Annotated in this window: 19 protein-coding genes and 1 riboswitch; of the genes, 4 read left to right on the top strand and 15 right to left on the bottom strand. The window is 64.6% G+C overall.

The annotated features are described in order from the left end of the window. Positions 1–109 precede the first annotated feature (109 nt). The 7 genes from JJE66_RS11145 to JJE66_RS11115 form a co-directional block, all read right to left on the bottom strand. Entirely contained in the window at positions 110–892 is a 783-nt protein-coding gene (locus JJE66_RS11145; protein ID WP_200514315.1) for a molybdopterin-dependent oxidoreductase, read from the bottom strand. A gap of 12 nt (positions 893–904) precedes the next feature. Further along, positions 905–1531 (bottom strand): cytochrome b/b6 domain-containing protein, encoded by a 627-nt coding sequence (locus tag JJE66_RS11140; RefSeq protein ID WP_200514314.1) that lies wholly within the window; start codon positions 1529–1531, stop codon positions 905–907. A gap of 183 nt (positions 1532–1714) precedes the next feature. Then, complete coding sequence (locus tag JJE66_RS11135) at positions 1715–2269, bottom strand: fasciclin domain-containing protein (protein WP_200514313.1); 555 nt, start codon at positions 2267–2269, stop codon at positions 1715–1717. 267 nt (positions 2270–2536) lie between these two features. Further along, complete coding sequence (gene panE / locus JJE66_RS11130; RefSeq protein ID WP_200514312.1) at positions 2537–3460, bottom strand: 2-dehydropantoate 2-reductase; 924 nt, start codon at positions 3458–3460, stop codon at positions 2537–2539. Between the two features lie 113 nt (positions 3461–3573). Further along, positions 3574–4182, bottom strand: coding sequence for a 2-hydroxychromene-2-carboxylate isomerase (locus tag JJE66_RS11125; protein WP_200514311.1), 609 nt, complete (start codon positions 4180–4182; stop codon positions 3574–3576). 107 nt (positions 4183–4289) lie between these two features. After that, positions 4290–5639: an MATE family efflux transporter gene (locus JJE66_RS11120; protein WP_200514310.1), complete on the bottom strand. Its 1350-nt coding sequence runs from the start codon at positions 5637–5639 to the stop codon at positions 4290–4292. Between the two features lie 85 nt (positions 5640–5724). Further along, the gene (locus JJE66_RS11115) at positions 5725–6321 is read right to left on the bottom strand and encodes a DUF2239 family protein (RefSeq protein WP_200514309.1); all 597 of its coding nucleotides are present in this window, start codon (positions 6319–6321) and stop codon (positions 5725–5727) included. Between the two features lie 148 nt (positions 6322–6469). Between JJE66_RS11115 and JJE66_RS11110 the strand changes: the two genes are divergently transcribed. Further along, complete coding sequence (locus JJE66_RS11110) at positions 6470–7135, top strand: glutathione S-transferase family protein (RefSeq protein ID WP_200514308.1); 666 nt, start codon at positions 6470–6472, stop codon at positions 7133–7135. Positions 7136–7166: 31 nt separating this feature from the next. On the opposite strand, the gene JJE66_RS11105 is transcribed toward JJE66_RS11110, so the two are convergent. Both JJE66_RS11105 and ggt read right to left on the bottom strand, forming a co-directional pair. Continuing rightward, the gene (locus tag JJE66_RS11105) at positions 7167–8462 is read right to left on the bottom strand and encodes an MFS transporter (RefSeq protein WP_200514307.1); all 1296 of its coding nucleotides are present in this window, start codon (positions 8460–8462) and stop codon (positions 7167–7169) included. A 97-nt stretch (positions 8463–8559) separates the two neighbouring features. Then, positions 8560–10311: a gamma-glutamyltransferase gene (ggt, locus tag JJE66_RS11100; RefSeq protein ID WP_200514306.1), complete on the bottom strand. Its 1752-nt coding sequence runs from the start codon at positions 10309–10311 to the stop codon at positions 8560–8562. A gap of 100 nt (positions 10312–10411) precedes the next feature. Here ggt and JJE66_RS11095 point away from each other — a divergent pair, with 100 nt between their 5' ends. Further along, positions 10412–11797 carry an MFS transporter gene (locus tag JJE66_RS11095; protein ID WP_200514305.1) on the top strand — a complete coding sequence of 462 codons (1386 nt, stop codon included), beginning with the start codon at positions 10412–10414 and terminating at the stop codon, positions 11795–11797. Positions 11798–11841: 44 nt separating this feature from the next. Beyond that, complete coding sequence (locus tag JJE66_RS11090; protein WP_200514304.1) at positions 11842–12243, top strand: hypothetical protein; 402 nt, start codon at positions 11842–11844, stop codon at positions 12241–12243. Here the strand turns inward: JJE66_RS11090 and purH are convergent, their stop codons facing one another. The 3 genes from purH to JJE66_RS11075 all read right to left on the bottom strand — a co-directional run bounded on the left by purH (position 12244) and on the right by JJE66_RS11075 (position 17225). Then, positions 12244–13836: a bifunctional phosphoribosylaminoimidazolecarboxamide formyltransferase/IMP cyclohydrolase gene (purH, locus tag JJE66_RS11085; RefSeq protein ID WP_200514303.1), complete on the bottom strand. Its 1593-nt coding sequence runs from the start codon at positions 13834–13836 to the stop codon at positions 12244–12246. It abuts the gene before it with no gap. Positions 13837–13861: 25 nt separating this feature from the next. Continuing rightward, positions 13862–13943, bottom strand: a riboswitch (ZMP/ZTP riboswitch). A 59-nt stretch (positions 13944–14002) separates the two neighbouring features. After that, positions 14003–15721, bottom strand: coding sequence for a heparinase II/III family protein (locus JJE66_RS11080; protein WP_200515328.1), 1719 nt, complete (start codon positions 15719–15721; stop codon positions 14003–14005). A gap of 157 nt (positions 15722–15878) precedes the next feature. Then, positions 15879–17225 (bottom strand): RsmB/NOP family class I SAM-dependent RNA methyltransferase, encoded by a 1347-nt coding sequence (locus tag JJE66_RS11075; RefSeq protein WP_200514302.1) that lies wholly within the window; start codon positions 17223–17225, stop codon positions 15879–15881. A 188-nt stretch (positions 17226–17413) separates the two neighbouring features. Between JJE66_RS11075 and JJE66_RS11070 the strand changes: the two genes are divergently transcribed. Continuing rightward, positions 17414–17611: a DUF1674 domain-containing protein gene (locus JJE66_RS11070; RefSeq protein WP_200514301.1), complete on the top strand. Its 198-nt coding sequence runs from the start codon at positions 17414–17416 to the stop codon at positions 17609–17611. Between the two features lie 37 nt (positions 17612–17648). Here JJE66_RS11070 and cysC read toward each other — a convergent pair whose 3' ends face one another. The 3 genes from cysC to JJE66_RS38620 are packed head-to-tail and all read right to left on the bottom strand — an operon-like array spanning position 17649 to position 22986. Further along, positions 17649–19544, bottom strand: coding sequence for an adenylyl-sulfate kinase (gene cysC, locus JJE66_RS11065; protein ID WP_200514300.1), 1896 nt, complete (start codon positions 19542–19544; stop codon positions 17649–17651). Further along, entirely contained in the window at positions 19544–20518 is a 975-nt protein-coding gene (gene cysD / locus JJE66_RS11060) for a sulfate adenylyltransferase subunit CysD (protein WP_246756153.1), read from the bottom strand. The genes cysC and cysD overlap by 1 nt, the downstream gene beginning before the upstream one ends. Further along, positions 20515–22986, bottom strand: coding sequence for an FAD/NAD(P)-binding protein (locus JJE66_RS38620; protein ID WP_200514299.1), 2472 nt, complete (start codon positions 22984–22986; stop codon positions 20515–20517). The genes cysD and JJE66_RS38620 overlap by 4 nt, the downstream gene beginning before the upstream one ends. Between the last annotated feature and the right edge of the window lie 96 nt (positions 22987–23082).

The following is a 23082-nucleotide window of genomic DNA, read 5'->3' as shown; positions in this document are numbered from 1 at the left end:
CTGTTCGGCGTAACCCACCGCTTCTCGTGCGGTGACAAAGGTGGTGGGTTACGCCGTGCGAACTGCGCTTCGCGCAGTCGCAGGGCTAACCCACCCTACGAGTTCGGAGTTAGCTCCCGCTGAACGAATTATAGCCCTGGTCTTCCCAATAGCCGCCCTTGTACTCGTTGGTGACTTCCATCGAGACCACGTATTTCGGGTTCTTGAAGCCGAGCTTGGTCGGCACGCGGATCTTCATCGGGAAGCCGTAGGCGCGCGGCAACGTTTCGTTGGCGTATTTGAACGTCATCTGGGTCTGCGGATGCAGCGCGGTGCGCATGTCCAAAGGCGAGTTGTAGCCGTCCTTGTCGGCGCACTGGAACCAGACGTATTTCGCGCGCGTGTCAGCGCCGATCAGCTTGAGGAAATCGCGGAGCGGAGTGCCGGTCCAGCTGCCGATCGCGCTCCAGCCTTCGACGCAGATATGGCGGGTCACTTGCGTAAACTGCGGCAGCTTGGTGAGCTCGGGCAACGTCCACGACTTCTTGTTGTCGACGAGGCCGCGCACCTCGAGCTTCCAGTTGTCGCCATCGACTTCCGGCGCGTCGTCGAGATCATAATAGGCGTTGAACGGAAATGGCTTTGTAATCGCGCTCTCGGGGAAGGTCGGCGCCAGCGCATCGGGATTGAAAATGAAATCCTGCACCGCGTCGTTGAATTTCGAGACCTTCGCCAGCAAATTGTCGGCCGAGGACGAGTCGATCACGTCGCAGCCGGCGAGCAGCGTCAATGCGCCGAGACTGGCGCCGCCCGCGATGAAGCGGCGGCGGGCGATATCCGGCATCACCTTGATGGAGTCCTTGATCAGCAACCGCTTGTCGACGCCGGGGATCAGGAATGAACGCTTGGCCATGATAATCCTCCCTCAGCGACCGATGATCATCGCGCGCAGGCTCTTCGGCACCAGCAGCGCAAGCAGGACGTGGATGACGAGGAACGCGCAGATCGCCGCCATGCAGAAGAAATGGATGTAGCGCGCCGTCGGATAATCGCCGAACAGCGTCACCAGCCAATGCAGCTGCACCGGCTTCCACATCGACAGGCCGGACAGTACGATGAGCACACCGACCAATATGATGCCGGCATAGAGCGTGCGCTGCACGTAATTGTAGACGCTGAGGTCGTCGTGGCCGAGCTTGAAGGTCAGCGCCGCCCTGACGTCGTGGAGCACGCCTGACGGCGTGATCGGCAGCAGTTTTTTCCGGAAGCGACCGGTCGCAAAACCGGTGACGAGATAAGCGAGGCCGTTGATCATCAACAGCCACATCGCCGCGAAATGCCAGAGCAGCGCGCCGCCGAGCCAGCCGCCGAGCGTGATGTCGTGCGAGAAACGGAAATCGAACAGCGGCGAGGCGTTGTAGATCTGCCAGCCCGACATGATCATCAGGATCATGGCGACGGCGTTGGTCCAGTGCATGACCCTGACCCAGGCCGGCTGGATCACTTTGGCCGGGGTGGCGATCTGATCGTCGGTTACGGTGAGGCTCGACATCGTGGTTCCGTCCTGGGGATCGTGTGTCGATGATTATACGCGGATGCTTCCGCTTTCGTTACGCCCTCCCGGCCATCGAATCGATGCCCGTGGGCTATCCTGCTCACAATAATGCGAGCCGGGGGGCCCCGGCTCGCCGCTCCGCGCATCCTGTCAGGGGGATGAAACAGGGTTTGCGTGGTGTTACGTCGCCGGCATCAGCACGGTGTCGACCACATGGATCACGCCGTTGGACTGGTTGACGTTGGCAATCGTCACCATCGAGGTGCCGCCCTTGGCGTCGACGATCCAGGTCTTGCCGTCCTGCTTCTTGACGGTCAGTTCCTCACCCTCGACGGTCTTGAGCTTCTTGCCGTCGGTGAGGTCGGAGGCTTCGAGCTTGCCGGCCACAACATGGTAGGTGAGGATCTTGGTCAGGGTCGCCTTGTTCTCGGGCTTGACCAGGGTGTCGACGGTGCCGGCCGGCAGCTTGCCGAAGGCGGCATTGGTCGGCGCGAACACCGTGAACGGGCCCTTGCCTTCCAGCGTCGGCACCAGACCGGCGGCCTTCACCGCCGCCACCAGCGTGGTGTGATCCTTCGAATTGACCGCGTTCTGGACGATGTTCTTCGACGGGAACATCGCGGCGCCGCCGACCATGACGGTCTTCTCTTCGGCACAGGCGGGCGCAACGACGGTCGCGGTGATTGCCAGGGCACTGAAGGCTGCGGCGGTGAGATAGGCAATGCGCTTCGACATGGAGAGACTCCCGATTGGATTGTGACCGGCGATCACCGGTGATTAACCTGAGCAACAACGGCGGCTGCGACAGTTTGACGTGCGGCAGCAGTGACGTCGTTGGCCCGAGCTACGGGAGGCTCGGCGAAGTGGTTTCGAACAATAATTTATCGTGATGCGTGAAACTATGTGCGGGAGCGTTCGTGCGAGGGATGATTTCGTCGCAATCTCCGCTCGTCGTCCCGGCCAAGTGCGCAATTGCGCACGGGGCCGGACGACCGCCGAGTGTTACCCCGCCCGCTGCTTCTCATATGCCTTCAGATGCGTGTACGCGATGCGCAGCTTCGGCACCGGGACCTTGGCCGCGTCGCCGCGCGCGATGAGGTCGCCGATGACGTGATCGGCCTCGACCGGGAAGCCCGCCTTGACGTCGCGGAACATCGAGGCCGTCATCGGTGAGCCCTCGGTGGTGAGCATGCCTTTGACGCGCTCGAAGAACGGTCCGCCCGGCGTATAGCCCGACGCGGTGGCGATCGCGCTGGTCTCGTCCAATATGCCGAGCAAAAAGTCCCGCCCGCCGGGAGCGGCAAGGATGTTGCCGACCGAGGTGCGCATCAGGCTGGTGGAGGCCGCGAGCGAGGACAGGAACACCCATTTCTCCCACATGTCCTGCATGATGTTCTGGCTGGCGGTGGCCCCAACGATACCGCTCTTGAAGGCCTCGTCGATCGCCTTGACCCGGTCCGACAGCTTGCCGTCGCGCTCGCCGTAATTGATCGACTGCATCGGCTGCAGCTGCACCACCTCGCGCTTCTCGTTCAAGGTCGCGGCGATGGCGCAGAGACCACCGAGCACGCGCTCCTTGCCGAACTTGGCATCCAGCGTATCGAGATGCTTCATGCCGTTGAGCATCGGGATGATCGCGGTGTTCGGGCCGACTGCAGGGGCGAACGATTTGATGGCATCGTCGAGGTCGAACGCCTTGCAGCTGAGCAGCACGACGTCGACTTTTTCCGCGAGCTTGTCCGCTTGCACGGTCGGCGGATTCTCCAAGGTCACATCGCCATTCGGGCTCTTGATGACGAGACCTGCGCTTGCGAGCTCGCTGGCGCGGCGCGGCCGGACCAGGAAAGTGACGTCGCGGCCGGCCTGCAACAGCCTGCCACCGAAATAGCCGCCGATGGCGCCGGCGCCTACCACGAGGATACGCATGGGATCTTCCTTGTTATTGCTATTGGCCGTCTATCTATAGTCGTCATTGCGCGCGAAGCGAAGCAATCCAGAATGTTGCCGCGATCACATTCTGTCGCCCGAGAATGACGGGACTATTCGCCCGACACCATCTCCTCGACCTCGCGCAGCTGCTCCTTGCCGAAGAACATCTCGTTGCCGACGAAGAAGGTCGGCGAGCCGAAGGCGCCGCGGGCGACCGCCTCCTCGGTGTTCTTGATCAGCTTGCCCTTCACCTCGGGCTCCTGGGCGCGGGCGAACAGTTTTTGGGCATCGAGCCCGGAGGATGCCAGCGCCTTCGCCGCGACCTCGGGGTCGTCCATCTTCTTTGGCTCGCGCCACATGTGGTGAAAGGCGGCATCGACATACTTCTCGAACACGCCTTCGAGCTGCGCCGCGATTGCTGTGCGCATCAGGTTCAGCGTATTGACGGGGAAATTGGGATTGAAGACGTAGGGCTGGACCTTGAAGCGCTTGACGAAGCGCTCGGTCTCGACCTGGTGGAATTCGCGCTTGTTCCTGACGCCGGCCAGCGTCTCGGCCGGCGACTTGTTGTTGGTCGACTTGAAGATGCCGCCGAGCAGGATCGGCACATACTCGAATTTGACGCCGATGCGCTGTTCGATCGCCGGGATCGCGAGATGGCTGAGATAGGCGTTCGGGCTGCCGAAATCGAACAGGAATTGCGGGGCTGTGCGGGTCAAATTCATTCTCCCTGACCTGACTTTTGACCTGGCTTTTCATCCATTGTGGCGCAGGGCGCGCCACAGGTCCACCGTTTAATGACGGTCATAATATCTTGATCATCCCCTCAGATCAGACGCCGGATCGCACGCTTGCGCCACACCAGAAGGAAATAGCCCGCCTGCAAAATAAACATGGCGCAGAACACGATCGGATAGGCGGCCCACACGCCCTTCAGGCCGACGATGCGGCTTAGGATCACCGCGGACGGCAGCTCGATCGCGACAATGGCGAAGATCGACAGCAGCATTGGCATCAACGCCACGCCGGCTGCGCGCATCGCGCCGGAGAACACCGTGGCTAGCCCGAACGGCACCGAGCTCCACAAGGCGATGAAGAGCAGTCCGTTCGCCAGGTCGAGCACGGAGCCATCGGTGATGAAAATGCCGAGCGCGGCACGCGGCACCAGATAGATCAACGCCACCAGTCCGCCGGTCAGCACGAGGTTGAACGCGAGACCGGTGCGGACGATGCCATCGAGTCGCGCGCGATCGCCGCCGCCGATGGCTTGCGCGCCGAGGATCGAAACCGCGATCGAGATCGATATCGCCGTGAACTGGGTGTAGCCCATCACCTGGTTGACGGCGCCATAGGCGGCGGTCGCATCCGATCCAAAGCCATTGACGAGGCCGAGCAGCACAAGCTCGGCGATCGCCATCACCACCATGCCGATCGCACTTGGTAAGCCTATGCCGAGGATCTTTCCCAGTACCGCACGGTTGAGCCGCAGATGATGTAGCAGCGCGGCGTCCGGTGCCAGTGCATGCTTCTTCCGTCGCAGATAGGCACCCAGCGCGACCAGCGTGAGCGCATTGGCAATCGCAGCCGCCCAGGCCGGGCTGGTGATGCCGGCCGCCGGCAGGCCGAGCGCGCCGCGGATCAGCATCGGCGTCAGGATCAAACCGATCGTGGTCGACAACGCCAGCGCCAGTAGCGGCGTCAGCGCGTCGCCGACGCCGCGGATCATCGCCGTCATCAGCAGGAAGACGAAGCCAAGCGGCATGGTGAGCAGCATGACGCGCGCGTAAGCGCTGGCCTGGTCGAGAATGTCTGTGGGCGTGGCGAGAGCCATCATCAATTGCCGGCTGAACAGACCGCCAACCAGCGCCACCGATATCGAAAGCAGCAGGCCAACCGCGAGTGTCGTGCCGACAACGATCTTGATTCTGCCGGACTCGCCAGCGCCAAAGGCCTGCCCGATCAGCACGGTGGCGCCGGTGCTCAGGCCCATGACGAAGGCGAACAGGAAGAACATCACCGGGAAGAACACCGAGACCGCCGCGAGCGCGTCGACGCCGATCATCTGGCCGAGATAGACATTGCTGACGGTGCCGAACAGCGATTGCAGCGCGTTGCTCAGCAAGAGCGGTGCGAGGAAGCGCAGGAAATTGAGCCAGAGTGGCTTGGCAGCAGACATGGATGTACCTTTCATCAGGACGTGCGAAGCCGTTGCCGCGCAATGCGCGGCTCGACCGTTGATGGGGTTGTGAGAAGTTCTGCGCCTAGGCGCGGTCGCTATAGGCGAGCTTGACGATGTGGTCGCGGATGTCAGCCGGCCAGTCGGCGATCAGTCCGGCGAAGCGTCGCCGGTCATCCGCAAACAGCGCGCGCGAGGCCTCCTCGAACTGCGGCAGATTGCCGGCCATGGTCGACATGAAGTGATAGGCCGCGTCGCGTGCCTGCCGTTCGCGGTCCTTGTCGCCGCTCGCGCGCCGCGCCTCGTCGACGAGTTTCCGCAGCGCGACCGAGGCGCCGCCGGGTTGCGCATTGAGCCACTCCCAGTGCCGCGGCAGCAGCGTCACCTCGCGCGCGACCACGCCGAGCTTTGGCCGCCCGCGACCGCGCGGCTCGGGTGGTGGTGCGGTCTCCTCAACCGGAGGCGGGATGAGCTTCGCCAACCGCGCCAACACCTCGCGATCCCCGCCGCGCAGATCGAAGTCGATCGATCGGCCCGTGGCGTCCTCGAAGATGATGATGGGCTCGTCCGGCCTTGTCGCGATCCGCTTGACGACCAACGCGATCTCTCCCGCCGGGCCCGATGCCAGGCGGCATTGACCCTGGAAGGCCGTAAAAGTTCGCTGCATTGGAATCATTGCCATAATTGATGACGTTGGGGCATTTAATACCCGGGTAAATTATCGACGTCAATATACCCGGATGAAAATATCCATCCGGATGGCTCGACATTGCGATCCCGGGCTGGCAGGTACGCGGCCGACAGATCACGCCTAGCCTGGGGATTTCGCGATGCTGACCGTCCATCACCTCAACAATTCCCGATCGCAACGGGTGCTGTGGCTGCTCGAGGAGTTGGGCGTGCCCTACGAGATCGTGCGCTACGAGCGCCAGCCCGACATGCGGGCACCGAAAGAGCTGCGCGCGATTCATCCGCTCGGCAAATCGCCCGTCATCACCGACAACGGCAACACCATCGCCGAGTCCGGCGCGATCATCGAATATCTGATCGCGACCTACGGCAACGGCCGGCTGATCCCGCCGCCGAACACCCCGGAGCGGCTGCGCTTCACCTATTGGCTTCACTATGCCGAGGGGTCCGCGATGTCGCCGTTGCTGTTGAAGCTGCTGTTCACGCTGATGCCGAAGCGCGCACCGGCGCTGCTTCGCCCGTTGGTGCGCAAGGTCTCGAACCAGGCCCTCACCGCGCTGGTCAATCCGCAGCTCAAGCAGCACATGGATTATTGGGAAGGCGAGCTCGGCAAGAGCGAATGGTTCGCAGGCAATGAGTTCACCGCAGCCGACATCCAGATGAGCTTTCCGCTCGAAGCCGCGCAAGCGCGCGGTGGACTGGAGCAGGGCCATCCCAAGGCGATAGCGCTCCTGGAGCGCATCCACGCGCGGCCGGCCTATGCGCGCGCGCTGGAGAAGGGCGGACCGTATCAGGTGGGGCGGTAAGTTTTCTCACCGCCCCGGATGATGGGGGCCGCTAGTCCGCATGCAGCACGCGGCCGCGCGTCTCCGGCAACGCGAACGCAGCGATGAAGAACAGCGCGTAAGCCACGACCGCGAAGATGGCGATCGCATTCGCAAGCGACGTCGATGCCGACAGCGCACCGACGAGGAACGGAAACAGCGCACCGATGCCGCGGCCGAAATTGTAGCAGAAGCCCTGGCCGGAGCCACGCAGCCGCGTCGGATAGAGTTCGGTCAGGAACGCGCCGACCCCTGAGAAATAGCCCGAGGCGAAGAAGCCGAGCGGAAATCCCAGCACCCACAGGATTTCGTTGGTCAGCGGCAGCTGCGTGTAGAGCAGCACCACCGCGATGGCGCCGATGGAGAAGGTCAGGAATAGATTGCGTCGTCCGATCCGGTCGGCGAGCCAGGCGCCGACGAGATAGCCGATGAAGGAGCCGATGATCAGCGTCGAGAGATAGCCGGTCGAGCCGACGATCGACAGATGCCGCTCCTTGGTCAGAAACTGCGGCACCCAGAAGGTGATGGCGTAGTAGCCGCCCTGGCAACCCGTCGCGGCGAGTGACGCGAGAATCGTGGTCTTCAGGATCGGGCCCGAGAAGATTTCCCAGAGCGCCGGACGATCACCGCTGGCGGCCTGCTTCGCGCGGGCCTCGGCAGCGATCTCCGGCTCGGTGACGGAGCGGCGGATGTAGAACACCAGGAGCGCCGGCACCGCGCCGATCACGAACATCCAGCGCCACGCCGTCTCCGCCGGCATCAGCGAAAACAGAATCGCCTGCGACAGCACAGCGAGGCCCCAACCGACGGCCCAGCCCGATTGCACCGAGCCGACCGCGCGTCCGCGATATTGCGGCCGGATCGCCTCGCCCATCAGCACGGCGCCTGCGGCCCACTCGCCGCCGAAGCCGAGGCCCAGCACGGCGCGCGCGATCAGGAGCTGTTCGAAATTCTGCACCACGGCGCAGACCAGCGAGAAGATGGAGAACCAGATGATGGTGATCTGGAGTGTCCTGACCCGGCCGATATGATCGGAGAGATAACCGCCGAGCCAGCCGCCGATGGCGGATGCCAGCAGCGTCACCGTGCCGGCAAGACCGGCCGACGCCGCATCGACCTTCCACAGTGCGACAATGGTTCCGATCACCAGCGGATAGATCATGAAGTCCATGCCGTCGAGCGCCCAGCCCGCCGCGCAGGCCCAGAACGTCCGCCGCTCCGGTGCATTCATGTCACGGTAGAAGGCGAGAAGGCTGGTGTCCTCGATCTCGGCGCGCTCGATGCGCTGGAGCGGATCGGCTGCGGTCATGTGCGTTTCCCCGGCATTTTCTTCTGGCCGGGCGGTGGTAGCACGCGCGACGGCCGGCGCAAGCCGGGGCGTGCGGTCGCGCCATGCAAGGGCTGGGTTACTGTCCTGCTGCTTCCGCACCGCGCGTGCGTGGATCAGGCGCACCAAGCGGCCCGTTCGGCGTCACGAGAATCGAATTGGCCGAGGTCTGTCCCATCGGCTCGACGATGAGATGGTCCATCGCCTTCAGTTCGAACAGCACGTCGTTGGGAAAACCGCGCTCAACGCGCACCTCGTCCGGCAGCCATTGATGATGCAGCCGCGGCGCGGCTACGGCTGCCGCCACGTCCATTTTGTAGTCGAGCACGTTCACGATCACCTGGAGCACGGTGGAGATGATGCGGCTGCCGCCGGGCGAGCCCGTCACCAGCACCGGTTTGCCATCCTTCAGCACGATGGTCGGCGACATCGAGGACAGCGGCCGCTTGCCGGGCCCAGGCAAATTGGCCTCGTAGCCGACCAGGCCATAGGCATTGGAGGCGCCGACTGCCGCGGTGAAATCGTCGAGCTCGTTGTTCAGCAGCACGCCGGTGCCGTCGGCGACGAGGCCGACGCCGTAGCTGAAGTTCAGCGTATAGGTGTTGCTGACGGCGTTGCCGCGGCTGTCGACGACGGAATAATGCGTCGTGTTGCTGCCCTCGCGCGGCGAGCTCGCGTTGGAAACGAGATCCTTGGACGGCGTGGCGCGATCGGTGGAGATGCCGGCGCGCAGTTTGGCGGCGTAGTCCTTCGCAATGAGGGTTTCGATCGGTGCGTTGACGAAGGCGGGATCGCCGAGATAGCGCGCCCGGTCGGCATACGCGCGCTTCATCGCTTCGATAAGGAGATGCAGCGAGGCCGGCGAGCCCTGCTTCAGGTCTGCGAGCTGAAAGCCTTCGAGGATGTTGAGCGTCTCCACCAGCACCACGCCGCCGGAGGACGGCAGCGGCATCGAAACGACGTCGTAGCCACGATAGGTGCCGCGCACCGGTGCGCGGATCACGGCCCGATAGGCTTTCAGATCGGCCGGCGTCATGATGCCGCCAGCGTCGGACACCGCCTTGGCGAGCTTCTCCGCGACCGGACCCTCATAGAAGCCACGCGGTCCCTGCGCCGCGACGCTCGCCAGCGTGTCGGCGAGATCGCTCTGCACCAGCCGGTCGCCTTCGCCGAACGGCGTGCCATTGGGCTTCGCGAAAATTTTTGCCGAAGATGGCCAGTGCGCCAGCCGCGGATATAAGCCCGGAAGCGTGTCGGCGATGTCGTCCGTGACGATAAACCCGTCACGGGCAAGCGCGATTGCCGGCTCGAGCAATTGCGCCAGCGTGAACTGGCCCGAGCCGTATTTCTCGAGCGCCAGCGCGAGGCCTGCGACCGTGCCGGGCACGCCGATGCCAAGTCCGGAATCGCGCGACTTGGCGGCATCAGGCTTGCCATCGGGCCCAAGGAATATCTGCGCGGTCGTCGCCGCCGGCGCGGTCTCGCGATAATCAATCGCGATGTCCTCCTTGCGTTCGGCGGCGTGGATCACCATGAAGCCGCCGCCGCCGATATTGCCGGCACGCGGATAGGTCACGGCCATGGCAAAGCCGGTTGCGACCGCGGCATCGACGGCATTGCCGCCGCGCCGCAGGATGTCGGCGCCGACTTGCGCAGCGATCTTCTCCTGCGCCACCACCATGCCGTGCTCGGCAGGAACAGCGTGCACTGTGTCGAGCGCAGGCGGGACATAGAGCCGCCGCGCATCCTGCGCGGTTGCGGATGCAAGACCAAACGCCAGAGTGGCGATGAGTGCGAAAAAAGTCCGCCGTGTCGAAAATGACGCCATCATCAAATTGCCGCCGAGGCTTCAGCCCAGTTCAAACGCGTCGCTGTAATGCTATACGGTTTGCGCTAAGAGAGGCAAAACTGTTTGTGATGAGGACCGCGTGATGACGACGATCGCCCCGGATGTGCGCATGGCCGGCGCGCAGCGGACCTATCCGCCGCGCGCCGCCGTCATCAGCTGGATCTTCTTCGACTGGGCTGCGCAGCCGTATTTCACGCTGATCACGACCTTCGTGTTCGCGCCCTATTTCGCCACCAGCATCGCGCCAGATGCTGCCACCGGCCAATCGCTGTGGGGCTTTGCGATGGCAGCTGCGGGCCTGGCGATCGCGCTGCTGTCGCCGGTGCTAGGGGCCATCGCGGATGCCTCCGGCCGGCGAAAGCCCTGGATCGCCGCATTCGGTGCGCTCCTGGTGGTGGCCTCCTGCGCATTGTGGATCGGCAAGCCCGGCGACCACGCCATCATTCCGCCGCTGCTCACCGCGGTCGCGCTCGCCAGCGTCGGCGCGGAGTTCGCCACCGTCTTCAATAATGCGATGATGCCGACCCTGGTGCCGCCGGAGCGGATTGGCCGGCTCTCCGGCACCGGCTGGGCCACGGGTTACATCGGCGGCATCGTCAGCCTGATCATCGTGCTCGGCTTCCTCGCCGCCAATCCCGAGACCGGCCGCACACTGCTCGGCTTCACGCCGCTGTTCGGGCTCGATCCCGCAACCCATCAGGGTGACCGTGCGGCCGGGCCGTTGACCGGGCTGTGGTTCATCATCTTCGTGACGCCGATGTTCCTGTTCACGCCGGATTATCCAGCGAAGCTACCGGTGCGCGAGGCGTTGCATGAAGGCCTGGCCGACCTGAAGCAATCGCTGAAGGACCTGCCGCAGCAGAAATCGCTGGCGGCGTTTCTGCTCGCCAACATGATCTACACGGACGGCCTGGTGTCGCTGTTTGCGTTCGGTGGCATCTATGCCGCCGGCACCTTTGGCTGGCACACGATCCAGATCGGCACGTTCGGAATCATCCTCGCCATCGCTGGTACCTTCGGCGCGTGGATCGGCGGCAAGCTCGATGATTTCCTCGGGCCAAAGCGCGTCATCGCCGGCAGCATGCTGATCCTGCTGCTCTCGGTGGCGGCCATCCTGCTCGTCGACAAGGACAGCGTGCTGTTCGTCAAGGTCGCGCCGCCGGTGCCGGGGGGCCCGATGTTCGCTGCCGCCGCCGAGCGTGCCTATGTCGTGTTGGGCTGCCTGATCGGCGCGGCCGGTGGCCCGCTCCAGGCCGCCTCGCGCACGCTGCTGATCCACCTCGCGCCGAAGGATCGCATCGCGCAGTATTTTGGCTTGTTCGCGCTGACCGGAAAGGTGACGTCCTTCATCGGTCCGCTTCTGATAGGTGTTATCACCGCGGTAACCGCCAGCCAGAAGGCCGGCATGGCCGTGCTGGTGGTGTTCTTCGTCGCGGGGCTCGCGCTGCTGATGAGGGTGCGGGACTGACCGCGCTTGCACCTTGATGGATTAACACGGATCGATCGACCGCCATGGCCCAGACGCATCTGTTAAATTGGTCAAGAATCGTCCCCACAATACCTAGGCTTCTGGTGGCGGGCATCTATGTGGGTTCGATCTGGCTTGCTTCGGCAGCCTACTCGCAGTTTGCCCCTACCGATATTCCATCCGACGTGTTGGAACTCGTTGGTCGAAGCTATGCATGCGCCGAGTGGTCGAAAAGAGCATTCGATCCCGAACGCAAGGCTCAGCTCGCGGACATCGGGAGCATTTTGCAATCTCTGCATTGCGGCGAAGTCACGAACAGCGAGAGATCACTGCGTGGGAAATACGCAGGCGATCCAGGCATCTTGCGGGTGCTAGATTTGGCTTGGGTCAAGGTTGTGCAACGCGTGCCCCTGCAGATGCCTGTTTTGCCTGACGCGAATCGCTAGCTAGTGCCTGAAATGCCGCCTCCCCGTGAACACCATGGCGATGCCGTGCTCGTCGGCGGCCTTGATCACTTCGTCGTCGCGCATCGAGCCGCCGGGCTGCACCACGGCGGTGGCGCCGGCTTCGATGCAGGCGAGCATGCCATCGGCGAACGGGAAGAACGCATCCGACGCCACCACCGAGCCCTTGGTCAGTGGCTCCGCGAGCTTCAGTTCATTGGCTGCATCCTGGGCTTTCCGCGCCGCGATGCGGGCTGAATCCACCCGGCTCATCTGACCGGCGCCGATGCCGACGGTGGCGAGATCCTTGGCGTAGATGATGGTGTTGGACTTGACGTGTTTTGCCACGCGGAAGGCGAACTTCAGGTCGCGCATCTCGGAATCATCGGGTGCGCGCTTGGTGACAATCTTGAACGTCATGTCGTCGACGACGGCATTGTCGCGGCTCTGCACGAGGAGGCCACCGGCCACCGTCTTGGCGGTGAGGCCCGGTGCGCGCGGATCGGGCAGGCTGCCGGCGAGCAGCAGGCGCAGATTCTTGCGCGCGCCGATGATGGCGATCGCCTCTTCGCTGGCGCCGGGTGCGATGATCACCTCGGTGAAGATTTTCGTGATCTCGCGCGCGGTGTCGGCGTCGAGCGCGCGGTTCATCGCGATGATGCCGCCATAGGCCGAGGTCGAATCGCAGGCGAGTGCCTTGCGATAGGCCTCGACGAGGTTCGAGCCTTCTGCGACGCCGCAGGGATTGGCATGCTTGACGATGACGCAGGCCGCGGTGCGCGAAGTATCGAATTCGCCGATGCATTCATAGGCCGCATCGGTGTCGTTGATGTTGTTGTAGGAGAGCTCCTTGCCCTGCAGCTGTCGCGCAGTCGAGACGCCCGGACGCTTGTCGGGCGTGGCGTAGAACGCGGCGGTCTGGTGCGGGTTCTCGCCGTAGCGCAGCGACTGAATCAATCTGCCGCCGAAGGCGCGGAAATCGGGTGCGTCGATTTCGAGCTGCCGGTTGAACCAGTTCGAGATCGCAGCGTCATAGGCCGCGGTGCGTGCATAGGCCTTTGCGGCCAACCGCCGGCGCAGCTTGAGCGTGGTCGCGCCGTTGTTGGCGGCGAGCTCGTCGAGCACGGCCTTGTAGTCGTCCGCCTCGACCACGACGGCGACGTCGTCATGGTTCTTCGCGGCGGCGCGGATCATCGCGGGGCCGCCGATGTCGATGTTCTCGATGCAGTCTTCGAAGCCCGCGCCGTTCTCGACCGTCGCCTCGAACGGATAGAGGTTGACGACGAGAAGGTCGATCGGCGCAATGCCGTGCGCCTTCATCGCGTCCGCATGGTCCTTGTTGTCGCGGATCGCGAGCAGGCCGCCATGCACCTTGGGATGCAGCGTCTTGACGCGGCCGTCCATCATCTCAGGGAAGCCGGTCAGCTCGGAGACGTCTTTCACCTTGAGGCCGGCGCTCGCGATCGCCTTGGCGGTGCCGCCGGTCGAGACCAGCTCGACGCCATGGGTGGCAAGCGCCTTCGCGAACTCGATCAGGCCGGTTTTGTCGGAGACGGAAAGCAGGGCGCGGGTGACGCGGCGGGGATGGTCAGTCATGAGCAAGATCCTCTGTCTTAAGGAGTGTCTATGCCCAGGCGCGCGGCTCATATGTCTCGCGCTTCCCGATGGTGCTCCATCCAAGGTCGCCAGTCGCGCGAACGAGCGCTCGATAGCAGTTTTCAACGCCCTTCACAACGATCAGATAGGGCCGAATCGCAGCTCTTTACAGCGGCAGTTCCGGCTCGCGCCGCGCATTTCGGCGAGCATTGGTGACCGCAGGTGAGGCCGAGGAACGCACAAAACTCCAGCGGATCGAGGGCGCCTGGCGGGCATCCTGGCGAATCACGATCTGGGCGGTGCGCCGGGGGCCGTCATTGCCGGCCAGGAACACGCTGTCCTCGAGGTCGACCTTGTCGTCGAGCGCTTCGAAGGTCCAGACGTCGCGGTTCGGCAGCACCAGCATCACGCCGCGGGCATCCGACAGCCGGCTCGCCTTCACTGCGGGATGCAGATGAAAGCGCAACGCGAAATCGGCGTCAGCGCCCTTGAGCCGCGCCCCCTGCGGCGGCGACAACGTGTCCTCGCCGTCGATACGTCCGCCGTCATTGGCGATCATCAGCACGCGGCGATGAACGACGCCGAATTTGGCGAGATAGCCGTCATGCGAGGTCGTGAGCAGCGTGCCGTCCTGCACGATCTCGCGATAGCTCTCGACCTCGACCGGGCCGCTGATGATCGGCGCGCCGCGCAGCAATCGTTTCATCGCCGACATCTCGACGAACTGGCAGGTCGACGTGTCGTGATAGGTCAACGTCGAATGCGCCGCCGTCCCGCGCGCAAACGGCCGCCAATTGTCGCGCCCCGTGGTCGGCATGCCGCAATTGGTGACGATACGGCTGATGCCGGAGGACAGCTCGAACGACAGGCAGCCGGCATGCGCGTCATGGCTGACGCCGGGCGGCGGCGGCGGTCCGGTGTCGATGATCAGGGTGGTCGGGCCGGCATCGAGGCGCTGGAATCCGGTGTGCGGCATGTTCGCCATCGGCGCGCCATGGGCGTCGTCATAGGCGAGCAGCGTGGCGAGCAGGTCCGACGACGTCGCGCTCATGCCGTTGAACAGCGCGAAATTGCCGTCGCCGTGCCGAAAGAAGCGCAGCATCGGCATCATGCGATCGATCGCATTGAGCAGCGCCGGCGGCGGCGCGATGTTGCGCGCGGCAAAGGTCTGCCGCAGCGGCAACAGGTCGATCAGGAGCTCGATCAGCGCGCCTGGGTTGCGCGAGATGTGGCCGCCGTCGGGGAGAATCTGCCGCTGCAACTCGTCGGAGAGTTTTTTCGATGCGCTGCGGATATGACTTGCCTGGTTGGCGAGGCAGAGCGTCGTGTAGCACACCGCGATCAGCACCTGGAGCTTCGGCACTCCGTCGGGAATGTTGACCATGGTGTAGCGCAGGAAGCGGATCTCGCGTGCCAGCGCGCGCAAGTATCGTCGGTAGAATTTGTTATCGGTGTCGTTGAGCACCAGCGGCGCCTGCGACAGCAGCGAGATCACGCGCCGCGCCAGCACGTCGGCACGGCGGGCGACAGGCCGGCGCTTGTTGGCGGGGTTGCTGATCCAGTCCTCGACCAATGCGCGCGCATTCGCCCGGGTCAGCGCCGTGTCGGCGGCGCGCAGGTGTCGCAGCCAGCCGAAGCCGAGCAGTGCGACCTCCCAGTCCTCTGACGGCGGATCGAGATCGAAAATCGAGCGGCCGTGGCAGTTGACGATCTTGCCGGCGAAGACGAAGCGCCCGGCATAGATTTCGGCGGCGCGGGTCGCGTCCGCCGTGCGCAGATCATGCGGCGCAATGATCAGCCGGTCGGTACGGCCGGGCCAGACCCGCGACAGCGCAACGGAACCCCCGCTCGCGCGCGCGAGCATGTTCCGCGCGAAGCGGTTCATCACCAGCGTCGAGATACGTCTGCGTTGAGCGACCGACACGCCTTGCCTTGAAGGGGGAGAGGATTCCGACGAATCCTTATTAATCCCAAAATCGGCCTTCTGACACCACCTTGAAAGCCCCCGAATCAGTCCAGTGGTAGCAAAATCCGGTGCAAAATCAGGATTTAACGAGCCGGGCGGCGAAAAATCCGTCGAGCCCGCCGAGCTTCGGGTCGGCGTGCGGCAGGTGGCTCGGCAGGGTCCGGAGGTCGCCGTCGGTGGTGATGATCTCGCTCAGTCCGAAAACCTCACTGGCCTCGATCGGCACGCGGCGAAGCGCGGGCTCTGCGGAGAGCAGCGCGGCGACGGCCTGCTCGCCCTCCTCGGGTTCCAGCGAACAGGTGCAGTAGACCAGCATCCCGCCGGGCTTGAGCAGCGAGACGGATTTGCGCAGCAGCCGTTGCTGGAGGACGGTCATCGCGGCAACGTCGGAATCCTGCCGCAACCACGCGACGTCGGGGTGGCGGCGGATCGTCCCGGTCGAGGTGCAGGGCGCGTCGATCAGAATACCCTCGAAGCCGTCCGCCGGACCCGCCCATTCCACGGCGTCGGCGACGACAGTCTCGGCCTGGAGCGACAGCCGGCTGAGATTTTCGCGCAGGCGCGCGACCCGCGCGGGTGAGCGGTCGATCGCCGTGACATGCGCGCCGGCCTGCGCCAATTGCGCGGTCTTGCCGCCGGGCGCCGCACAGAGATCGGCGATGGATTTGCCGGCAATATCGCCGAACAGACGGACCGGCAGTGCGGCGGCGGCGTCCTGCACCCACCATTGTCCTTCGGCGAAACCGGGCAGCATGGTCACCGCACCGTGCAGGACCGTGCGGACCGATCCGGTCGGCAACACTTCCCCATGCAGCCGGCTCGCCCATTGCGCGGCGTCGGATTTCACGGTCAGGTCGAGCGAGGGTTCGTGGCCGAGCGCGAGCGCCATGTCCCGTGCGGTCGCCTCGCCGTAATGCGCGCTCCAGCGCGCCAGCAGCCAAGGCGGCAGGTCCAGCGATTGCGCGGCGACCTCCTCGACCAGCGCCTGGCCCTCGCGCGCGCAGCGGCGCAGCACGGCGTTGACGAGGCCGGCATAGCGCGCAGCGCGCCGGTCGGATTGCACCAGGCGAACGGAGAGATCGACCGCAGCGTGATCGGGCACGTCCATCCAGAGGATCTGGGCGGCGCCGATCAGCAGCGCGCTCTGCGCGCGCGGCGCGTCGGAGGGAATGCCCTTGTCGAGCAGGCGCGACAGCACATGGCCGAGCGTGCCGAGGCGGCGCAAAATGGTTGCCACCAGGCGCCGCATCAGCGCGCGGTCACGGTCGGCGAGCGTCTTCAGTCCGGGATGGGCGCCGGAGCCATCGAGCTGGTCGTCGAGCGTGCGGTGCTTGTGCAGGACACCGTCGACGATGTCGGCAGCGATCCGCCGCGCCGCGAGACCGGGCACTTCGGATGGAGGGGCGAAACGTTGAGATGGCATGCGAAAGTAAGGTTCTGAGCGAGCGGCAGTTCCGCCGATATGGGCGCATGCCTTGAGAGCCGCAGCTGTGGCATGCGAATATGCCAAATGTAAGAATGACCTCTGGCCATTTCAGCCCGTCGCGGCCATTTCAGCAATGCGTTATTGGACGTCGCGCGGCGTTTGATCCTGCGCTAGGACGCTCGACGATGAGTGACCAGACCACCGTTCCCGATCGCAAACCGCTGTCGCCGGCCGCCCAGCGCGCGCTGGCCGAGGCCGAGGCGCGCCGGCAAGCCGCCGCGGCCAATGCCAAAGCGAGGCCGAAAGAGCTTCAGGGACCGAAGGGGCTCGAGCCCACCCGCTACGGCGATTGGGAGACCAAGGGCATCGCCTCGGACTTTTGAGGCCGGTGGCCTCTCCAGGGTACTCCACCACCAGCCCTTACAGATAATGATGCTCCCGCAAGTAGCGGATGATGCGCTCGCAGGCCGCCTCCGTCGTCAATTCCGAGGTGTCGACCGTGATCTCGGGCGCCTGCGGCGTCTCGTAGGGATGGTCGATGCCGGTGAAGGCCGGCAGCTCGCCGGCGCGCGCCTTGCGATAGAGGCCCTTGGGATCGCGCCGTTCGCATTCGGCGAGCGGGGTTGCGACATGGATCTCGATGAACTCGCCCGCCTCGACCCGGTGCCGCGCCATGTCGCGCTCGCTGCGGAACGGTGAGATCAGAGCGACCAGCGCGATGATGCCGGCATTGACGAACAGCGCCGCGATCTCGGCGACGCGCCGGACGTTCTCCATCCTGTCCGCGCTGGAAAAGCCGAGGTCGCGGTTGATGCCGTGACGGAGATTGTCGCCGTCGAGCAGCGCGGCATGGCGTCCGAGTTCGGCAAGCCGCCGGTCGACCAGATCGGCGATCGTCGATTTGCCCGCGCCGCTCAGCCCCGTGAACCAGAGCACGCAGGGCCGCTGCTGCTTGAGCCGCGCGCGCATGGATTTGTCGACGGCAAGCTGTTGCCAGTGAATGTTGGTGGCGCGGCGCAGTGACAGGTCGATCATTCCCGCTGCGGCCGTGCGATGGCTGATCGGGTCGACCAGAATGAAGCTGCCCATCTCGCGATCGTCGCGGTAGGCCTCGAACACCAGCGCGCGGTCGAGGCTGAGATGGACGTAGCCGATCTGGTTGGCGTCGAGTGTGGTGGCGCTCTCCCGTGCCATGGTGTCGATGGCAATATTGTGCTCGAGCGTCGTGATCACCGCGCCGGTCGAGAAGGTGCCGCATTTGAGCGCGTAACGCCGGCCTGGGACCATGGCCTCGTCATCGAACCAGACCAGATGTGCCGCCAGCTGATCCGAGACAAGCGGTGCAGATCCTGATGTCAGCACGTCGCCCCGGCTGACGTCGATCTCGTCGGACAATATCAGCGTCACGGATTCGCCTGCCGCAGCCCGGTCGCGCTCGCCCCCCGGCGTGAGAATGCGCGCGATCTGGGTACGACGGCCCGACGGCTGCACGGTGATGGCCTCACCGGCTGCGATCGTTCCGCTCGTGATCCGTCCGCAGAAGCCGCGAAACTCCGCATGCGGCCGGTTGACCCACTGCACCGGCAGCCGGAACGGCCGTTGTGAGATGTCACCGGCGACGTCGACCGTTTCCAGATAGGCCGTGACCGTTGGCCCCGTGTACCAGGGCATACGCGCGCTGGCGACGGCGATGTTGTCGCCGTCGGGCGCCACGACCGGAATGCATTGGACCTGGGAGATTCCGAGCTGGCCGGCCAGAGTCAGATATTCGGCGGTGATGGCCGCGAATCGGTCGCCGTCGAAGCCGACCAGATCCATCTTGTTCACGGCGAGCACGACGTGGCGGATGCCGAGCAGCGACAGGATGTGGCTGTGGCGCCGGGTCTGCGTGATCACGCCCTTGCGGGCATCGACCAGCACCACGGCGAGTTCGGCATTGGAGGCGCCGGTGGCCATGTTGCGCGTATACTGCGTGTGTCCCGGCGTGTCGGCGACGACGTAGCGGCGCAGCTTCGTTGCGAAAAACCGGTAGGCGACGTCGATCGTGATGCCCTGCTCGCGCTCGGCCTGCAAACCGTCGACCAGCAGCGCGAAATCGAGATCGCCGCCGGTGGTGCCGACCGCCTTGCTCTCCGACGCCAGCGCGTCGAGCTGGTCGTCGAGCAGCGTCTTGGAATCGTAGAGCAGGCGGCCGACCAGCGTGCTCTTGCCGTCATCGACGCTGCCGCAGGTGACGAAGCGCAGCGTCGGGCGATCGTCCTGGCCGAGCCGCGGCGCATCGGCGGCAGCAATCGCGGGGGCCTCGTGATAGGACATCAGAAATACCCTTCCGCCTTCTTGCGCTCCATCGACGCGGGACTGTCGCGGTCGATCATGCGTCCCTGTCGCTCGGACGTGCGTGACGCCATCATCTCCCGGACGATCTCGGGCAGCGTTACCGCCGTCGAGACCGTTGCGCCGCTGAGGGGATAGCAGCCGAGGGTGCGAAACCTGACGGAGCGCCGACGCGGCTCTTCACCCGAATGCAGGGGCATACGCTCATCGTCGACCATGATCAGCGCGCCGTCGCGCTCGATCACCGGGCGCGGGGCTGCGAGATAGAGCGGGACGATCGGGATGTTCTCGAGCAGGATGTAGTCCCAGACGTCGAGCTCGGTCCAGTTCGACAGCGGAAACACCCGCATGCTCTCGCCGGGCGCAAGCATCGTGTTGTACAGGCCCCATAGTTCCGGCCGCTGGTTCTTCGGATCCCAGCGATGCGCCGCACTCCGGTGCGAGAACACGCGCTCCTTGGCGCGCGATTTCTCCTCGTCGCGCCGCGCACCGCCGATTGCGGCGTCGAAACCGTGCAGGTCCAGCGCCTGACGCAACGCCTGCGTCTTCATGACGTCGGTGTAGCGGGCCGAGCCGTGGGTGAAGGGAGTGATGCCCTGGTTCAGGCCGTCATGGTTGGTGTGGACGATCAGATCGAGGCCGAGTTCACGCGCACGGCGGTCGCGAAACGCGATCATCTCCCGGAACTTCCAGGTCGTGTCGACGTGCAGCAGCGGAAACGGGGGCTTGCCGGGATGAAACGCCTTCATCGTCAGATGCAGCAGGACCGACGAATCCTTGCCGATGGAATAGAGCAACACCGGTTTGCGGAATTCGGCGGCCGTCTCGCGCAGGATGTGGATGCTCTCCGCTTCCAGGCGCCGGAGATGGCTGGTGGCGCCGTGGTGCACCGGGGCCTCGTCCGGCGCATTGCGCGCCGGCGAGGCCTCCACGACGAGCTGGATCTTTGCGGTCATGCGGCTGTGCCCAGGCAATCGCCGAACAAGTGGGCGGCGGTGTCGGTATCCAGCGAGAGATCGCGCATGCAGGCCGCGACCGAGGCGCGGTACATGTCGTCGATGCCATAGCGCTCGATGACCTCCAGCTGCGCATCGGTCAGCGACGTCGTCTTGCGGCTGCGGTAGCGGTAGGCGGTGTCCGATCCGTGAAGACCGGTAACGGTGTAGATCTTGGGCTCGCTGAGGAAGGTGACGCCCGAGCTTTTCGATTCGATGTGCCCGCGTTCATTCCAGTCGGTGACTGCGCTTTCCGTGAAGCGTGCGCCAAGGCCGAGCCGGTCGAACAGCTTTCGCACCGAGCCGGTCGCATCCTTGCTGGCTTCGTAGACGTAACGGGTCACCGGTACGCCGTGCCGCCTTGCATAGCCCTCGACGCGAAGGGCGTTGAGTGTGGAGATGACGTAGTTCTGGATCAGCCGGTCCTCGGGAACGCGGTCCGACCATTTCTCGAGCCACGATGCGAGCGAGCACGCGGGATCGCGGTCGAGCATGATCATGTGGAGCTTGTCGGCAGGCCAACCAGCTTCGATCAGCGGCTCCAGCGGCAGGAACAGGCTCTCGGCCAGCACGTAAGGCCCCGCCATTTCCTTGCTGAAGATATGCGGCTGCTCCGACGCCTGCGGCACGGCCCAGGGTTCGCCTGCATGTCCGACCAGGCGATGGCGCAGGACCACCTTCACCGGCTGGAAGTAGGAGGGCATACCGGCGACGCCGAACAGATTGGTGAGTGCGGTCGAGCCGACGCGGCAGCGCCCCCATGCGCAATAGAGTGTCGGGAAGTCTTCAGGCGCCCGGTTCCGGAATGCCTCGCCGACGCAGTCCCTCACCTCCCACATCAATTCGTCCAGCGCTGCCGGCCTGGTCTGATATTTGCCGTCCGCTGCGAGTACCATCGTGTCGAGTGAGGGATGGTCGCGGCGCACGAGATCGGCGAGGCGGTCGGTTTCATCGATGGACGTCGTGATGGTGCTCATCTGCGAACCTTTCGGGTTGAGGATCGAATCGATCACGGCCTGGGCGCGGTGCATGTTGATGTCGACGGCGGCGGCGTAGAAGTGCGCGCCCTTGGTGGGACCGCCGACCGCATAGACGTTCGGATAGGGGGTGCCGTGCCGGTCGTGGACGCGGCTGTCGTCGTAGCCGCAGCGAACGCCCCCAAGCGCGTCGAGCGTCACCAGTCCCTGCCGCTGCATGTCGACATAGAGCGGGCTGGCGTCCAGCCGGTAGGATGGCCCCGTCGCGTCGATGACGTAGTCGATCTCGCGATGTCGACCTCCGCCCAGGATCACGCGAAACCGGCCGTCGATCTCGGTCACGTTGCGCAGCCTGCCGCAGGCCGACAGCCTCCCCGATCGCATCAGGTCGCGAATCCGTATTGCGTTGTCGCGGGGCATCGCTGACCGGTTGCGAAGCCAGCCGGAATTGTAGACCGCCATGAACCGCGTCTTTTCGACGTCGCTCATCCGGCTCCAGGCGTCGCACATGACGTTGATGACGCTGACGAGGTAAGAGTAGACGTTGGGCCCGCCGGTCTCGGCCTGCGCGATGTTGCGCTCGAGATCGGTCAGCGCATCGCGCTCGATGTCATGGCACGATAAATCGCAGCGAATGCCGGTGACCTCCAGCAGCAATTCGGAGAGGCGGGCGGCAAAGGCGTCCGCCTCGACCCGTTGCCGACCGATCACATAGCGATGCAGAGCGTCGCGAAAGTTGTTCGAGATTGCGGGAGCGGTGACCGGCTGAACCGTGGGGAACAGGCCGCTTCTGGAGAAGCAGGTCATCCTCACCGCCCGGTGGGTCTTGGCCAGCGCGGTCGCGGTGTCGACCGCGCTCAGTCCGCTTCCGAGGATGCCGACCGCCATGTCGTCGCGGTCCGCGAAGGAGAACGTGCCGTAAGGATCGCGAATGTAATTTGGACAGCCGTCAAGGCCGTAGTGATCATCGGGCGCATTGTGGCCGGTACAGAGGATCAGCACGGACGAGATATGCGTGACGTTGCGGTCGGTCGTCAGCAGCACGTCGCGATCCGGCGAGAACCGCATGCGGACCACCTCGGCATGTTCGACATGAACCGGCACTCCGGCGCTGTAGCATCGGGCGATCGCTGCCGACCGTATGGCGTCGAGATAGTCCCGATAGACCATGCGTGGCAGATGATCGTGGGCGCGGCAGTTGAGACCGCGGGCCTGGGCCCAGCGCAGAAATTCCTCCGCATCGCCCGGGCGGATCGACATCGTCGACGCCTTCATGTTGAGCAGATGACGGTCGCTCTGCGTGCGGTAGGCGACGCCCCCGTCGAAGCCGGATTTATCGAAGAGCTGGATGCCGCTGATGGCGCCTTGGTAGCGCTCTGATGCGATGAGCTCCGCCAGATGACGCAATGCCGTGATGCCGGTGGCGCCGCCGCCGACAATGCTGATGATCATCGCTCCACTCCCTGTTCGACCCAGGCGCGTGCAAGGGCTCGGCATGGGGGGCGTCCCCAAGCCGTTGTTGAATTCGAAGCATCAGAAAGAAGGCTT

It is taken from the genome of Bradyrhizobium diazoefficiens (genome assembly GCF_016612535.1).
Lineage (GTDB): Bacteria > Pseudomonadota > Alphaproteobacteria > Rhizobiales > Xanthobacteraceae > Bradyrhizobium > Bradyrhizobium diazoefficiens_C.
Note: the sequence above shows the minus strand (reverse complement) of the source record. Positions and strands in the feature narration are given on the sequence as shown.

What these genes read in the sequence shown, in the direction of transcription:
- cysD (WP_246756153.1), bottom strand. Translation starts at nt 20,518, where the DNA reads ATGACCGCAAAGATCCAGCTCGTCGTGGAGGCCTCGCCGGCGCGCAAT.
- cysC (WP_200514300.1), bottom strand. Translation starts at nt 19,544, where the DNA reads ATGTCCTATCACGAGGCCCCCGCGATTGCTGCCGCCGATGCGCCGCGG.
- JJE66_RS11120 (WP_200514310.1), bottom strand. Translation starts at nt 5,639, where the DNA reads ATGTCTGCTGCCAAGCCACTCTGGCTCAATTTCCTGCGCTTCCTCGCA.
- purH (WP_200514303.1), bottom strand. Translation starts at nt 13,836, where the DNA reads ATGACTGACCATCCCCGCCGCGTCACCCGCGCCCTGCTTTCCGTCTCC.
- JJE66_RS11145 (WP_200514315.1), bottom strand. Translation starts at nt 892, where the DNA reads ATGGCCAAGCGTTCATTCCTGATCCCCGGCGTCGACAAGCGGTTGCTG.
- JJE66_RS11140 (WP_200514314.1), bottom strand. Translation starts at nt 1,531, where the DNA reads ATGTCGAGCCTCACCGTAACCGACGATCAGATCGCCACCCCGGCCAAA.
- JJE66_RS11115 (WP_200514309.1), bottom strand. Translation starts at nt 6,321, where the DNA reads ATGGCAATGATTCCAATGCAGCGAACTTTTACGGCCTTCCAGGGTCAA.
- panE (WP_200514312.1), bottom strand. Translation starts at nt 3,460, where the DNA reads ATGCGTATCCTCGTGGTAGGCGCCGGCGCCATCGGCGGCTATTTCGGT.
- JJE66_RS11135 (WP_200514313.1), bottom strand. Translation starts at nt 2,269, where the DNA reads ATGTCGAAGCGCATTGCCTATCTCACCGCCGCAGCCTTCAGTGCCCTG.
- JJE66_RS11080 (WP_200515328.1), bottom strand. Translation starts at nt 15,721, where the DNA reads ATGAACCGCTTCGCGCGGAACATGCTCGCGCGCGCGAGCGGGGGTTCC.
- JJE66_RS11110 (WP_200514308.1), top strand. Translation starts at nt 6,470, where the DNA reads ATGCTGACCGTCCATCACCTCAACAATTCCCGATCGCAACGGGTGCTG.
- JJE66_RS11090 (WP_200514304.1), top strand. Translation starts at nt 11,842, where the DNA reads ATGGCCCAGACGCATCTGTTAAATTGGTCAAGAATCGTCCCCACAATA.
- ggt (WP_200514306.1), bottom strand. Translation starts at nt 10,311, where the DNA reads ATGATGGCGTCATTTTCGACACGGCGGACTTTTTTCGCACTCATCGCC.
- JJE66_RS11070 (WP_200514301.1), top strand. Translation starts at nt 17,414, where the DNA reads ATGAGTGACCAGACCACCGTTCCCGATCGCAAACCGCTGTCGCCGGCC.
- JJE66_RS38620 (WP_200514299.1), bottom strand. Translation starts at nt 22,986, where the DNA reads ATGATCATCAGCATTGTCGGCGGCGGCGCCACCGGCATCACGGCATTG.
- JJE66_RS11075 (WP_200514302.1), bottom strand. Translation starts at nt 17,225, where the DNA reads ATGCCATCTCAACGTTTCGCCCCTCCATCCGAAGTGCCCGGTCTCGCG.
- JJE66_RS11105 (WP_200514307.1), bottom strand. Translation starts at nt 8,462, where the DNA reads ATGACCGCAGCCGATCCGCTCCAGCGCATCGAGCGCGCCGAGATCGAG.
- JJE66_RS11095 (WP_200514305.1), top strand. Translation starts at nt 10,412, where the DNA reads ATGACGACGATCGCCCCGGATGTGCGCATGGCCGGCGCGCAGCGGACC.